At 72.6% G+C, this 12,574-nt stretch carries 14 protein-coding genes; 8 read left to right on the top strand and 6 right to left on the bottom strand.

Annotated features, from left to right (window positions below; all coding sequences use genetic code 11):
• Nucleotides 1–29: 29 nt before the first annotated feature.
• Nucleotides 30–1,523, top strand: coding sequence for a GTPase HflX (hflX, locus tag QC282_RS24960; RefSeq protein ID WP_279551800.1), 1,494 nt, complete (start codon nucleotides 30–32; stop codon nucleotides 1,521–1,523).
• A 105-nt stretch (nucleotides 1,524–1,628) separates the two neighbouring features.
• Here hflX and QC282_RS24955 read toward each other — a convergent pair whose 3' ends face one another.
• On the bottom strand, nucleotides 1,629–2,834 hold the full coding sequence (locus QC282_RS24955) for a hypothetical protein (protein ID WP_279551799.1): 1,206 nt from the start codon (nucleotides 2,832–2,834) through the stop codon (nucleotides 1,629–1,631).
• A gap of 82 nt (nucleotides 2,835–2,916) precedes the next feature.
• Complete coding sequence (locus tag QC282_RS24950) at nucleotides 2,917–4,137, bottom strand: hypothetical protein (RefSeq protein ID WP_279551798.1); 1,221 nt, start codon at nucleotides 4,135–4,137, stop codon at nucleotides 2,917–2,919.
• Nucleotides 4,138–4,593: 456 nt separating this feature from the next.
• Here QC282_RS24950 and QC282_RS24945 point away from each other — a divergent pair, with 456 nt between their 5' ends.
• Together QC282_RS24945 and QC282_RS24940 are read left to right on the top strand one after the other, a co-directional pair.
• On the top strand, nucleotides 4,594–4,812 hold the full coding sequence (locus QC282_RS24945) for an MbtH family protein (protein WP_279551797.1): 219 nt from the start codon (nucleotides 4,594–4,596) through the stop codon (nucleotides 4,810–4,812).
• A 7-nt stretch (nucleotides 4,813–4,819) separates the two neighbouring features.
• Nucleotides 4,820–5,602: a thioesterase II family protein gene (locus QC282_RS24940; protein ID WP_279551796.1), complete on the top strand. Its 783-nt coding sequence runs from the start codon at nucleotides 4,820–4,822 to the stop codon at nucleotides 5,600–5,602.
• Between the two features lie 115 nt (nucleotides 5,603–5,717).
• Here the strand turns inward: QC282_RS24940 and QC282_RS24935 are convergent, their stop codons facing one another.
• The 3 genes from QC282_RS24935 to QC282_RS24925 all read right to left on the bottom strand — a co-directional run bounded on the left by QC282_RS24935 (nucleotide 5,718) and on the right by QC282_RS24925 (nucleotide 8,884).
• Entirely contained in the window at nucleotides 5,718–6,599 is an 882-nt protein-coding gene (locus QC282_RS24935; RefSeq protein WP_279551795.1) for a hypothetical protein, read from the bottom strand.
• A 147-nt stretch (nucleotides 6,600–6,746) separates the two neighbouring features.
• A complete protein-coding gene (locus tag QC282_RS24930; protein WP_279551794.1) occupies nucleotides 6,747–7,724 on the bottom strand; it encodes a beta-ketoacyl synthase N-terminal-like domain-containing protein in 978 nt (325 codons plus the stop codon).
• A complete protein-coding gene (locus tag QC282_RS24925) occupies nucleotides 7,721–8,884 on the bottom strand; it encodes a beta-ketoacyl synthase N-terminal-like domain-containing protein (protein ID WP_279551793.1) in 1,164 nt (387 codons plus the stop codon). Before QC282_RS24925 ends, QC282_RS24930 begins: the two co-directional genes overlap by 4 nt.
• A gap of 274 nt (nucleotides 8,885–9,158) precedes the next feature.
• Here QC282_RS24925 and QC282_RS24920 point away from each other — a divergent pair, with 274 nt between their 5' ends.
• Genes QC282_RS24920 through QC282_RS24900 form a run of 5 tightly spaced genes read left to right on the top strand, consistent with a single transcriptional unit; the run spans nucleotide 9,159 to nucleotide 11,578 of the window.
• Nucleotides 9,159–9,410: an acyl carrier protein gene (locus QC282_RS24920; protein WP_279551792.1), complete on the top strand. Its 252-nt coding sequence runs from the start codon at nucleotides 9,159–9,161 to the stop codon at nucleotides 9,408–9,410.
• Nucleotides 9,410–9,769 carry a DsrE family protein gene (locus tag QC282_RS24915; RefSeq protein WP_279551791.1) on the top strand — a complete coding sequence of 120 codons (360 nt, stop codon included), beginning with the start codon at nucleotides 9,410–9,412 and terminating at the stop codon, nucleotides 9,767–9,769. Before QC282_RS24920 ends, QC282_RS24915 begins: the two co-directional genes overlap by 1 nt.
• Nucleotides 9,769–10,179: a hypothetical protein gene (locus QC282_RS24910; RefSeq protein ID WP_279551790.1), complete on the top strand. Its 411-nt coding sequence runs from the start codon at nucleotides 9,769–9,771 to the stop codon at nucleotides 10,177–10,179. The genes QC282_RS24915 and QC282_RS24910 overlap by 1 nt, the downstream gene beginning before the upstream one ends.
• Entirely contained in the window at nucleotides 10,179–10,592 is a 414-nt protein-coding gene (locus QC282_RS24905) for a hypothetical protein (protein ID WP_279551789.1), read from the top strand. The genes QC282_RS24910 and QC282_RS24905 overlap by 1 nt, the downstream gene beginning before the upstream one ends.
• Nucleotides 10,589–11,578, top strand: a complete 990-nt coding sequence (locus tag QC282_RS24900) for a hypothetical protein (protein WP_279551788.1) — start codon at nucleotides 10,589–10,591, stop codon at nucleotides 11,576–11,578. Before QC282_RS24905 ends, QC282_RS24900 begins: the two co-directional genes overlap by 4 nt.
• Before the next feature lie 84 nt (nucleotides 11,579–11,662).
• Here QC282_RS24900 and QC282_RS24895 read toward each other — a convergent pair whose 3' ends face one another.
• Entirely contained in the window at nucleotides 11,663–12,463 is an 801-nt protein-coding gene (locus tag QC282_RS24895; RefSeq protein ID WP_279551787.1) for a hypothetical protein, read from the bottom strand.
• Between the last annotated feature and the right edge of the window lie 111 nt (nucleotides 12,464–12,574).

Raw genomic sequence — 12,574 nt, 5'->3', positions numbered from 1 at the left:
GTGTAGAGCCCCATCGACGTAAGGACCCAATGACCTCCTCTTCTTCCCCTTCCCAGGACACCAAGCGCTTCGCGCACGACTATCCCGAAGGTCTTCGGGCCGATGCCCTGATGGAAGAGGACGTCGCCTGGAGCCACGAGATCGACGGAGAGCGGGACGGCGACCAGCTCGACCGCTCCGAGCGCGCGGCTCTGCGCCGCGTGGCGGGCCTCTCCACCGAGCTCGAGGACGTCACCGAGGTCGAGTACCGCCAGCTCCGTTTGGAGCGGGTCGTGCTCGTCGGCGTCTGGACCACGGGAACCGCGCGCGACGCCGACAACTCCCTCGCGGAGCTCGCCGCCCTCGCGGAGACCGCGGGCGCCCTCGTGCTCGACGGCGTGATCCAGCGGCGCAGCGAGCCCGACGCGGCGACCTACATCGGCTCCGGCAAGGCCGTCGAGCTGCGCGACATCGTGATCGAGACGGGCGCGGACACCGTCATCTGCGACGGTGAGCTGAGCCCGGGCCAGCTGATCCACCTCGAGGACGTCGTCAAGGTCAAGGTCATCGACCGTACGGCCCTGATCCTGGACATCTTCGCCCAGCACGCCAAGTCCCGGGAGGGCAAGGCGCAGGTGGCGCTCGCGCAGATGCAGTACATGCTGCCGAGGCTGCGCGGCTGGGGTCAGTCGCTGTCCCGGCAGATGGGCGGCGGCAAGGGCGGCGGCCTCGCCACCCGTGGCCCCGGTGAGACCAAGATCGAGACGGACCGGCGCCGGATCCGCGAGAAGATGGCGAAGATGCGCCGGGAGATCGCGGACATGAAGACCGGCCGCGACATCAAGCGCCAGGAGCGCCGTCGCAACAAGGTGCCGTCGGTGGCCATCGCCGGCTACACCAACGCGGGCAAGTCCTCGCTGCTCAACCGCCTCACGGGCGCGGGCGTCCTGGTCGAGAACGCCCTGTTCGCGACCCTGGACCCGACCGTGCGCCGGGCCGAGACGCCGAGCGGACGGCTCTACACGCTGGCCGACACCGTCGGCTTCGTCCGCCATCTGCCGCACCACCTGGTCGAGGCGTTCCGCTCCACGATGGAGGAGGTCGGCGACTCCGACCTGATCCTGCACGTGGTGGACGGTTCGCACCCCGACCCGGAGGAGCAGCTGGCCGCCGTGCGCGAGGTGATCACGGACGTCGGCGCCACCGGCGTTCCCGAGATCGTCGTGATCAACAAGGCCGACGCGGCCGACCCGCTGACGCTCCAGCGGCTGATGCGGATCGAGAAGCGCTCGATCGCGGTGTCGGCCCGCACCGGCCAGGGCATCGAGGAACTGCTCGCCCTGATCGACAACGAGCTGCCGCGCCCGTCGGTCGAGATCGAGGCCCTCGTGCCGTACACGCACGGCAAGCTGGTCGCGCGCGCCCACGACGAGGGCGAGGTGATCTCCGAGGAGCACACCCCGGAGGGCACCCTGCTCAAGGCGCGGGTGCACGAGGAGCTGGCGGCGGACCTCACGCCGTACGCTCCGGCGCCGCTGGCCTGACCGGCCGGACCCACCGGACGACGAGAAGGCCCGCCCCCTGCCGAGCGCAGGGAGCGGGCCTTCTCGCGTGCCGCGGTCACGGCCGCCGCGGACGGTGCCGGGCGGTCACCGGCCGCCGTAGGTCTTGCTCATGTTCTGGTACAACGACTCCGCGTCGCGGCCCAGTTGGGGGCCGGCGAGCCAGGTGTTGTCGGCCGGGCCGATCGACGTGTTGGAGACCAGCCTGGTCTCGCCGTCCACCACCCGGAACCAGCCGCCGCCGGACGAGCCGCCGGTCATCGAGCAGCCGATGCGGTACATCGTCGGCAGGCTCGGGCTCAGCGAGAATCGACCGGGCCGGTCGATGCACTTGAACATCTTCAGACCGTTGTACGGCGGCGCGGCCGGGTAGCCCCACGCGCCCATCTGCCCGGACTCGGTGGCCGACGGGGCGGTGAAGTCGACGTCCAGCGCGGCGCCGACCGTCTCCTCCAGGGACTTGGCGCCCTGCTCCGGCTTCACGTGCAGCACGGCATAGTCGTAGGCGGCACCCGCGCCGCCCGTCTCCGAACCGCCCTTGATCCAGCCGTTCGACGTGGAGGCCCAGTCCGCCCACCAGTTGCCGTACGGGGCGATCTCGACGGAGTTCGCGTTGCCGAGCTCCGCCTCGGACTTGCCGAGGTCGTTGTACGCCGGCACGAAGACGATGTTGCGGTACCAGCCGCCGTCGCCACCGGCGTGCACGCAGTGGCCGGCCGTCCACACCAGGTTGGACCTGCCCGGGTGGTTGACGTCCTTGACGACCGTGCCGGAGCAGACCATCGCGCCCTGCGGGCCGTCGAAGAACACCTTGCCGACGGCGGCCGCGTGGTCGTGGTACGGCGTCTTCTCGGCGGTGGCCTCGACGGGCGCCGGGTCCGGGTCGCTGACACCCTGGTCCGCCGAGGCGTCCTTCGTGGAGATCGTCTTGTCGGCCTCCTTCGCGGACTTCATCCTCTCGGGCTTCCACAGGCCCTCGATCACCGGGTTGACGAAGTCCTTGGCCTCACTGAGCCACTTGTCCTTGTCCCAGTCCTTCCAGCCGCCGTCCTTCCACTGCTCGGCGTCGATCCCGTGCTCCTTGAGCCGGTCGGCGAGACCGGCCGGGACCTCGGCCTTGCCGTCACCGGTGTCGGCGGCCTGCGAGGTGGTGGCGTCGGGCCTGTCGCTCGCCGAGTCCTGCGAGCCGCCGCAGGCGGTCGCGGTGAGCGCCAGGGCCGCGACGAGCCCGGTGGCGGCGAGGACGGAGCGCCGCCCGCGCCCGGTGGCGACGGACGTACGTGTGGAACGCATCGTGAGATGACCCCCGTTGGAGCGTGCGTGATTGCTGTGGTTGGTGCGGTGGTGGTTGGCCCGGCGCCGGCCGGGCGGGCGCCTACCGGCCGGCGAACTTCTCGCTGACCGAGTCGAACACGCCCTTCGCCTCGTCGCCGAGCCGCGGGCCGGCCAGCCAGCCGGCGGTCACCGGGCCGATCGAGGTGTTGGACACCAGCGCCGGCTTGCCGTCCGGGCCGGTGCCGACCCAGCCGCCGCCGGACGAACCGGCGGTCATGGTGCAGCCGATGCGGTACATCGTCGGGTCGGAGGCGTTCAGCGACAGCCGGCCCGGCGTGTCCTGGCACTGGTACATCTTCTGGCCGTCGTACGGCGGCGCCGCCGGGTAGCCGGTCGCCGTCAGGCTCTCGATCTCCGGGACGGCCGGGGCCCCGAAGTCCACCGGGAGGGCCGAACCGACCGTCTCCTCAAGCGACTTGCCACCGCTGCCCTTCTCCGGCGTCACGTGGATGACCGCGAAGTCGTACGGGGCGCCGTCCCCGCCGGTCGCGCCGCCCTGCTCGATCCACTGGTCGGAGGTCTGCGCCCAGTCGCCCCACCAGACGCCGTAGGGAGCGACCTCCTCCTTGGTGGCGTCCTGCTGTTCCTGCGCCGACCTGCCCGCGTCGTTGTACGACGGTACGAAGGCGATGTTGCGGTACCAGCCGCCCTTCTTGCCGGCGTGCACGCAGTGTCCGGCCGTCCACACCATGTTGGACTTGCCGGGGTTGGCCGGGTCGGCGACGACGGTCGCGGAGCAGACCATCGTGCCCTCGGGGGAGTCGAAGAACACCTTGCCCGCGGTGGGGGCACTCGCGTGGTACGACGGCTGGACGGCCCGCGCCCGCACCGGCTTCGGCTCGGGGTCGGTGACCCCCTGGTCGCCGGAGAGGTCACCGTCGTCGACGCTCTGGTCCGGTTCCTCGGCGTCCCGCATGCGGTCCGGGTCCCACAGGTCCTCGATGATGGGGTTGACGTAGTCCTGCGCCTCGCGCAGCCAGTCGTCCTTGTCCCAGTTCTTCCAGGCGCCGTCCCTCCACTTGTCGAGGTCGATGCCGTGTTCCTTGAGACGGTCCCGCAGATCGTCCGGGATCTTGATCTTCCCGTCGTCGGCGGCGGCGGAAGCCGTGGCCGGGCCGCCGGCGTCGGCGTCGCCCGACTCGCAGGCCGTGGCGGTGAGCACGAGAGCCGAGGCGAGGGCGAGCGCGCCCAGGACGGGAGAGGTCCGGCGGCGACCGCCGCTTCCCCGGGGTGGTGCGAAGGACGGCCGTATGGAACGCATGGTGCTGACTCCCCCTGATGTGGAACGGAACGGCCCACACACTATGCGGTCGCTGTGGGGGACTTCCGATGGAACGGCAACGGTTCGGCTACAGGCCGCGACAGGTGACGGCCCCCGTGTGCCGTGCAGGTTGCTGAAAGCCCTGGGGGAGGGCGACTTGAGGGTCGGTAGCGTGCGTGGTACGGCGGTTTTGTGGTCGGGTTCTGCCGTGGAATGACCACACGTGGGGGCAGGATGCACAAGCGCGAGTTCCGGCATTTGTTGTGATCGCGGAAACCGGGCGAATGGACGTCGCGGCGCGGAAACCGGGGTACTCCCGGTCCGCCATTGCCGAGGGGTGAAGCGTCCGGACGAATTCCTCGGTTTCACAGGGAAAACACTGCCCGTGGTCGGGCAGTACAGCGCCTGACGACGCCGGTCAGGGAACGAAAAGCGACCTTGCTTGGAGAGTGGACGATGAGCACCAATCCTTTCGAGGACAACGACGCCCAGTACCGTGTGCTGGTCAACGACGAGGGCCAGCACTCGCTGTGGCCGGCGTTCGCCGAGGTCCCGGCGGGCTGGACCGTGGTGTACGGCGAGGACAGCAGGCAGGCCTGCCTGGACTACGTCAACGAGCACTGGACCGACATGCGTCCGCTCAGCCTGGTCCGCCAGATGGAAGGCGCCAAGTAGGCCGGTGATGAGGGCGACGATGGTACAGACGGAGGCCGGTGCCGCCGTGCACCGGCCGCGGCCGCGGCCGCACGCCGAGCGGGTACTGGTGTGCCTGAGCTACTGCGGTGGCGGCACGGCGCCGTTCCGGCAGTGGGCGGACGTCCTGCCGGACGACACGGAACTGGCGCTGATCTGCTACCCCGGCCGGGAGTCCCGGTTCAACACCCCGTTCGCCCGCGACTGGACCGACCTGCGCGACGACGTGGTGCGGGCGGCCGTCCGGTGCCTCGCCGACCGTCCGTACATCCTGTTCGGTCACAGCATGGGGTCGTGGGTGGCCTTCGAGACGGCCGCGGAGCTCGAACGTCTCGGCCTCGCCGTGCCGTCGGCGCTGGTCGTGTCGGGCGGCGTGGCGCCGGGCAAGCGCCACGAGGTGCGCACCACCGTCCCGCGCTCCGACGACAGCGAGGAAGCTCTCGTGCGGTGGATGCGCGACCTCGGGCAGATGTCCGCGGTGGTCGCCAACGAACCGGAGCTCGTCAAGATCGCGGTGGATCTGCTGCGCGCCGACCTCGCGGTGTCGGAGTCCTACCGGTTCGCCGAGGGCTCGCGGGTGTCGATGCCGCTGCGGGTGCTGTACGGGACCGAGGACGCCGCGCCCTTCGCCGATGTCGAGCGGCACTGGCGGCCCCTGACGGAGGGCGCGTTCCAGGCGGTCGAGCTGCCCGGCGGGCACTTCTACACGCCCGACGTGTGGTCCAGGCTGCCCCAGTGGTGCACCCTGCCCGTTCCCGGCGCGGCCCCCTGAGGCCGTTCGCGCGTACCAACGGCACCGCCGTGCGATCGCCTCCGCGTCCTGGGGGGAGGCAACCGCACGGCGGTGCCGCGTTGTCGGGTCCTGTCCGGGTGCGCCCGGAGGCGGGTCAGTCCTGGCCGCGCAGGGCGCGCCTGCGGTCGTGCAGGACCAGCAGGAGCGTCGTGCCCATCAGCACGCCGAGGACCGCGCTGACGTCCCGGGCCAGTGCTCCCATGATGGGGAGTTCGGGGGAGGGCTGCTGCATGTCGGTCAGGGTGAGCAGGTTGTAGACGCTGTACGAGAACAGCATCCCGGACGCCACCCACGCCGCGGCCATCGGCGGCAGGAACCTGCGCGCGCCGCGCTGCGCGGTGAGGACGAGGATGCCCCACGCGCCGGCGAGGGCCCACACGGCCGTGCTCGCCGACAGCATGTGCCACCACAGGTCGCGGCGGTCCAGCTCACCGGAGTCCAGGCCGAGGGTGCCGCCCGCGGCCCAGAAGATCTTGAGGCAGGCGAGCAGGACGCAGCCGACCGCGGCCATCCTCGCCAGCGTCGTCTGCAACTGACGGGTGCCGCCCACCGGTTCGGCGCACTCCAGCGGACCGCCCAGCGCCTCCGGCCAGCGCGCCCTGGCGTAGCCCGCCAGGGCGACCGGCAGACCGACCCCGACGCCGACCAGCGAGATCATCACGAGGATCTGCTCGTAGATCCAGAAGTCCGGGGAGCCGGCGTCCTGGTCGCGGTTCATGGCGGCCGGGCCGAGCACCGGCGCCAGCAGCAGCATCGGCACGAGCAGTCCGGTGCCCACCCACACGGGCAGGGCCACCAGCCAGGCGGGCAGGCGTTCCCCCCAGGGCCTGGAGAACGCCATGGCCAGCACGATGCCGACGGCGGCGAGGAACGCGGTCGCCGCGTTGATCGCACGCCAGTCCGCCCCGCCCATTTCCTCGGTCGGAATGAAGAAACCGAAAGTCCAGACGATTTTGATGAGCAGGTACGGTGTCACTGCTATAGCGGCGCCGAGCCCGCCGATTCTGCGGAATCGGGTCAATCGGTCGATCGGCTGTTCTGCCCTGACTGTCATGCCGGGAACGATATCGGGGCGCTGCTGGACGGGTCAAAGTGCTCCGGGTATCGCTGCGGATATCCGCACTCAGATGAATTCCGGCCCAACAGGATCACCCAGGCCTATTGCGGTGAGATGCCCGGTTTCCGATACCGATATCACCAGCGCGGGCCCGCCGGCGCGGGCCGCGTCGATCAGTTCCAGCAGCCCGGACACCGCGCAGTGCCGGGCCTCCCGGATCTCCCCGGCCGGGTGCCGCACGGCGGCCCCGGCGTCGGCGAGGGCCTTGGCGGTGGCCTCGCCGCCCGCGCCGGCGAGCGGTGCGGCGCCGGCCGGGCCGCCGATCACCAGCCGCACGGTGTCCGTGGCGCGGGCCAGGGCGGCGATCCGCGTCCCGGCCGCGGTGAGCGCGGCGGGGTCGGGGCCACCGGCGGGACCCGGCGGGAGGAACCGGGAGAGCCCGCCGGTGACCGCGGCGAGGGGGCGGGGGCCGTCGGCCGCGCCGTGCCCCGCGGACAGGACGACGGCCGCGGCGGCGTCGTACTCACCGCTGCCCCCGTGGTCCCGCGGGGCCTGGTCGGTCGCCGCGGCCACCACCCGGTCGGCGCGGCCGGTGCGCAGCGCGGTGACCGCGAACTGCACGGCCTCCAGACCGGCCGTCACCGGGTTGGTGAGCGTGACCGAGAAGGCGCGGGCGCCGGTGCTGATGGCGAGCTGGCTGCCGGGCGTGTTCATCGAGAACCCGGGCACCTCGGCCGGGCTGATGCCGTGCACGCCCTCGGTGGTCAGCACCGTGTCCATGCGCCGGTGCACCCGCGTGATCGCGTACTGGGTGCCGGTGACCACGCCGAACCGCTCGGCGGCGGCACCGTCCAGCGGCGGGTCGTCGTGCCGTCGGCCCAGTGCCTGGTTGCCGGCGGCCAGCAGGTACCGGGTGGCCGGGCTGAAGTACTTCCACCCGCGCCGGCCGAGGTGGGCGGCGGGGTCGAACCAGTGCGGGGCGTCGGCGGCGGTGGGCGCGGGCTCCTCGGTGACGGCGGCGGCCGCCGTGATCAGGACGGTCATGCGGCGGCCCGCCAGGCGAGCACGGCGTTGTTGCCGCCGAAACCGGTGCCGCTGACCAGCACCGACGGCCGGGCCAGCGCGACGGGACCGGCCAGCGGAACCGTCAGCGGGCAGTCCGGGTCGAGGGTGGCGACATGGGCGTTGGGAGGGACCAGACCGTGGCGCAGGATGAGCGCGGCGATCACGCAGCCGAACACCCCGGCCGCGCCGGCCGTGTGCCCCGTGACCGCCTTCGGCGCGTAGCCGAGCACCTCGCCGCCGTCACCGCAGGCGGCGGCCACGGCCGCGCTGATCGCGGTGGCCTCCACGGAGTCGTTGCCCGCCACCCCGGCGCGGTGCAGCACGGCGGCGCCCGGCGCCTCGGCCGCGCCGGCGAGGGCCTGGGCGGCCGAGCGGCGCAGCTGTTCGCCGGACGGCTCCGGGGCCATCGGATGGTGGGCGTCGCAGGTCCAGCCCTGCCCGGCGAGTTCGGCGATGGCGGGCCTGCCGCGCCGCCGGGCGGAGTCGGCGGACTCCAGCACCAGGGCGGCGGCCCCCTCGCCGGTGACCATGCCGGCGCGGTCGGTGTCGAAGGGGCGGCAGCACTCGCCGTCCAGCAGCCCGAACCGCTGGAGGGTGCCGACCGCGACGCGCGAGAAGGCGTCCCCGCCGCACGCGACGACGATGTCGGCCTGGCCCGTCTCGATCAGTTCGACGGCCCAGCCGACGGCGTAGGCGCCCGCGGAGCACGCGGTGGAGAGGGTCTGGCCGGGACCACCGATGCCGAACCGGGCGGCGACCGAGGCGGCGACGTGGTGGGTGGCCGGCTGCGGGCCCGCCGCCCCGGGACGCTCGGCCAGGTCGATGTCGCCCAGCGAGGTCCCCACCGACAGCCCGGCGTCGAACAGGTCGTCGCCGGTCAGCCCGGCCTCCGCCACGGCCTCCGCGACCGCGGCCGTCACCAGCGCGCTGGTCCGGCCCGTCGGCGTCGTGCCGGGGACCGCCGGGCTCGCCTGACCGGCGTCGCCCGACACCCCGTACAGGTGCGGCCGGGTCGGCAGACCGCACATCTCGGGCGCGGGCTCCGGGCGCCGGTCCGCGCGCAGCAGCCCCTCCCACAGGGCGTCGGTTCCGCTGCCGAAGCAACTCACCGCGCCCAGCCCCGTGACCACCACCGCCACCTGTGCACCTCGCTGTTCGCTCTTTCCGGTCGCGCGGCACAATGGCCGACGCCTTTCAGGATGCATTCCTGAAAGAACGGGCCTGCGGCGCTTGCAAGTACCTGCAGCAAACAGCCGGGCGCCTCGTCACGTTCCCGGCGCTGACCTAGCATCGCCGAAGCTCAAGGGTTTCATGTGGGCTCAAGAGTTTCAGGTGTTTTTCGGAGACCCGACAACGAGTGTCTCCGAAGGCTCGAACAAATCGCGCGAATTGGCCCGAGGAAAGGGAATTCCGGTGAGTGCCGAAACCACGCTGGATGTGTCGGAACTTCGGGAGCTGGTGGCGGACACGCTGGACGTCGAGCTGTCGGCGCTGACCGACGACGTTCTCCTCATCGAGGAACTCGGCGTCGACTCCGTCGTCGCCCTGGAGCTCGCGGTCACGCTGGAGCAGCGCTTCGGGATCAAGATCCCCGAGGAGGAGCTCGGCACGGTCCGCCGCTTCCCCGACATCCTCGACCTGCTGAGCCGGAAGCTGGGCGGTTGATGACCGCGCCGGCGCCCCGCGGCACGGCCTCCCGCCTCTCCTACCTCATGATCGAGAGCAAGGGGAACTGGGCGGGCCCCAACGCGGGCACGTTTCTCCTGGACGCCGCGACGCTCGCGGAAGCCGGCCACCGCGTGCGGGTCTTCCTCGTGGAGGACGGCGTACTGACCGCCGTGGGCACCGCGTCCCCCGAGATCGAGCGGCTGGCCGCGGCCGGCGCCGAGATCCTCGTGGACGACTTCTCGGCGGCGCAGCGGGCGCTGTCCGCCACCACGCTGTCCCCGCACGCCAAGGTCGTCGGCATGGACGCCGTCGCCGCGGCGCTCGCCGAGGACGACTGCCGGGGGGTGTGGCACTGATGGCCGCCATGGAACGCCGGATGTGGGACCTGCTGCTGATCCTGACGGCCGCCCCGCACTCCAGCGACGTGGTCACCTCGGCGCTGCGCCTGTCCCAGGCGATGCTCGACCGGGGCGGCTCGGTACGGGTCTGGGCGTGCGGCTACGCGACGATGCTGACCCAGAACACGTTCGGGGACACCAAGCTCCCCAACACGCGTGACCCGGAAGGCCACTACCCGTCCCCGTCCGCCATCGTCCAGCGGATGATCGCCGACGGCGGGGGCCGCTTCGCCTGGATCGGCTGCACGGCGTGCACCGAAGAGCGCGGCGCCGTGCACCACGTCCCGCAGGTACGGCACCGCTCCCCGCTGCGGCTGGCGGCGACCATCGCCGGTGCCCGGCAGACCCTTTACCTCGGAGGGGCCTGATGACCACCACCGCCCGCACCCGGCAGGGCCCGCCCGTCCTGTGCGTCCTGGACCGCGCCTACCGGGGCGCGGTCGAGGCGCAGTTCTTCCACGCCCTGTACGGACTGCTCGACCTGCACGACCAGTTCGAGCGGGTGGACGTCGCGCTGCGCGGCGCGGCGGTCACGATGGCCGTCGAGGAGAACGTCTACCGGCCGTCGGTGCGGCTGGGCACCATGGAGCTCGACACGCTGCCGGACTACCGCGGTTCCGTGCGCGACCTGATCGCCGAGGGCTTCACCGTCTACGTGGACCGGGCCGCGCTGACGGAGCTGGGCTTCGCCCCGGAGCAGCTCGTGCCGGGGACCGTCTGCCTCGACCGGGCCGAACTGGCGCTGCGCTGGCCCGAGTACGACCAGGTGTGGTTCGTATGACCGGCGGCGCCCCCGTACCGCAGGGCGGGCGGCCCGCGACCGGGCCGCGCACCTTCGCGGCGCCGCTGCGCGCGGTGGACCGGATGGAGGCGCGCTCCGACGGACCCGAGCTGCGCTTCGCGCTGTACAAGACCGTCAACCCCGAAGACCCGTACATGGCGGGGCACTTCCCGGGGCTCACCCTGCTGCCCGCCGTGTTCGTCCTGGAGGCGCTGCGCCAGGCGACCAGCACGCTGGTCGGCGGGGACGAGCCGCTGAACCTGCTCGACGTGCGCTCCGGGCGCTGGCTGGCACCGATGCAGGGCGGCGACGAGATCCGCCTGGAGGTCACCGCGGCCCCCGACGGCCCGGGACGCTGGAAGGTGACCGCCGACGGCACCCGCCAGGACGGCACGCCCGTCGCGGCGGTCAAGGTGACGCTCGGCGACCGGGACGCGGTCCTCGCCGCCGGTCCGTCCGCCGACGAGGCGCGCCCCGGGCCCGCCGGTGAGGCCGGGCCCGCCGGGGGAACCGGGCCCGACTACACCGGCATCCTGGACCTGCTGCCGGTGCGGCACCCCATGCTCCTGGTGGACCGGGTGGAGGCCCTCGACCCCGGCCGGCGGATCACCGTCGCCAAGGCGGTCTCCGGCTCCGAGCCCTGCTACCAGGGCCTGGCCGACGGACTGCCGCTGTCGCGCTACATGTACCCGAGGTCCCTGATGCTGGAGTCCTTCGGCCAGGCCTCGGTACTGCTGTGGCTGTCCACCGGCACCGCCGAGGGCGTGCCCGTCGCCGCCGCCTTCCGCGACTGCCGCTTCTTCGGCGAGGTGCGCCCCGGCGCCGTACTGCGCCACGAGTCGCGGATCGACCGGCTGATGGCCGACAACGTCTTCGTGTCGGGGCGGACCTGGGACGGCGACCGGTGCGTGATGACGGTCGGCGCCCTCATCGGTTCGAGCCGGCCGCGCGAGCGGGTCGACCGCACGATGACCGTCAAAACCTGACCGGACCCGGACCCGCCGGAGCCCCGGCCCCCGCCCACCTCCCGGCGGGGGCCGGACCTGTACGCGGGGGCGTCACCCACCCGCTCAGGACGCCACGTACGTGCCGATGATCTCGTTGACCACCGCGGCCACCCGGCCGTCGCGCAGCATGTCGGCGTGCTCCACGTCGACGTCGACGTTCCGGCCGGCCAGCGCCGCGCCCTCGGACGGGGTCCGGGAGCTCACCGCGATGCCGGCGCGCCAGGTGACGGACGGGTCGATCTGCCGGGCGGCGTTCAGGTAGGAGACGTACGAGCGGAACACCGCGGCGAACTCGTCCAGCAGCTCGGTGTCCAGCTCCTCCCGGGCGAAGGCCGCGCCGGCCCGCTCCATGAAGATCCGGACGAGGACGTCGCCGTAGCCGCCGAAGTCGACGGCGTCCACGCGTGCCGCGTCCGCCTCCTCCTGGGCCGCGGTGACCTCGTCGGGCGACAGCACCGAGGCGAACTGGTCCATCATGGCGGCGAAGTCCCGGTACAGGCCGGCCGGGGCGGGCACCTCCGGCTCGAACAGCACCAGGCGGGGCGCCTCGCCCTGCCGGGCGGCGATCCGCGCGGCGAGCTCGCCGGCGAACACGCTGCCGGCGCAGTAGCCGAGCACGGCCCGCACCGTACGGCCGCTGCTCGCGGCCTGGCCGTCCCACAGCGCGAGGTAGTCCTCGGCCGACAGGCCGGTGGCGCCGGGCGGCTGCCGGGTCTCCCAGACGGCGAGCGCCGCATCGAGACGCGGGGCGAGGTCCAGGAAGCCCGAGTCGGACCGTCCCGTGGTGGCGAAGTCGACGGCGAGCACCAGGTCACCGCCCTGGCCGCCGGGGTTGAGTACTTTCCATCCGCTGAGCTGTGTCATGTGGGCTGTCCACTCCGGTCGGTGCCGACGAGGGTCGGTGCGGGGACGAAGGTCGGTGCGGGACGGGCGCGGGAAGGCGCCCGGGCGGTCAACGGCCGCGGGTCCGGCACC

This window comes from Streptomyces sp. DH24 (assembly GCF_029813775.1).
In the GTDB taxonomy this organism is placed as follows: Bacteria; Actinomycetota; Actinomycetes; order Streptomycetales; family Streptomycetaceae; genus Streptomyces.
The sequence above is the reverse complement of the archived record's forward strand: the minus strand, read 5'-3'. Positions and strand labels throughout refer to the sequence as shown.

Excerpts from the sequence above, each read along its gene's own strand:
- hflX (WP_279551800.1), top strand. The coding sequence starts at position 30 with ATGACCTCCTCTTCTTCCCCTTCCCAGGACACCAAGCGCTTCGCGCAC.
- QC282_RS24955 (WP_279551799.1), bottom strand. The coding sequence starts at position 2,834 with ATGCGTTCCACACGTACGTCCGTCGCCACCGGGCGCGGGCGGCGCTCC.
- QC282_RS24950 (WP_279551798.1), bottom strand. The coding sequence starts at position 4,137 with ATGCGTTCCATACGGCCGTCCTTCGCACCACCCCGGGGAAGCGGCGGT.
- QC282_RS24945 (WP_279551797.1), top strand. The coding sequence starts at position 4,594 with ATGAGCACCAATCCTTTCGAGGACAACGACGCCCAGTACCGTGTGCTG.
- QC282_RS24940 (WP_279551796.1), top strand. The coding sequence starts at position 4,820 with ATGAGGGCGACGATGGTACAGACGGAGGCCGGTGCCGCCGTGCACCGG.
- QC282_RS24930 (WP_279551794.1), bottom strand. The coding sequence starts at position 7,724 with ATGACCGTCCTGATCACGGCGGCCGCCGCCGTCACCGAGGAGCCCGCG.
- QC282_RS24915 (WP_279551791.1), top strand. The coding sequence starts at position 9,410 with ATGACCGCGCCGGCGCCCCGCGGCACGGCCTCCCGCCTCTCCTACCTC.
- QC282_RS24910 (WP_279551790.1), top strand. The coding sequence starts at position 9,769 with ATGGCCGCCATGGAACGCCGGATGTGGGACCTGCTGCTGATCCTGACG.
- QC282_RS24905 (WP_279551789.1), top strand. The coding sequence starts at position 10,179 with ATGACCACCACCGCCCGCACCCGGCAGGGCCCGCCCGTCCTGTGCGTC.
- QC282_RS24900 (WP_279551788.1), top strand. The coding sequence starts at position 10,589 with ATGACCGGCGGCGCCCCCGTACCGCAGGGCGGGCGGCCCGCGACCGGG.
- QC282_RS24895 (WP_279551787.1), bottom strand. The coding sequence starts at position 12,463 with ATGACACAGCTCAGCGGATGGAAAGTACTCAACCCCGGCGGCCAGGGC.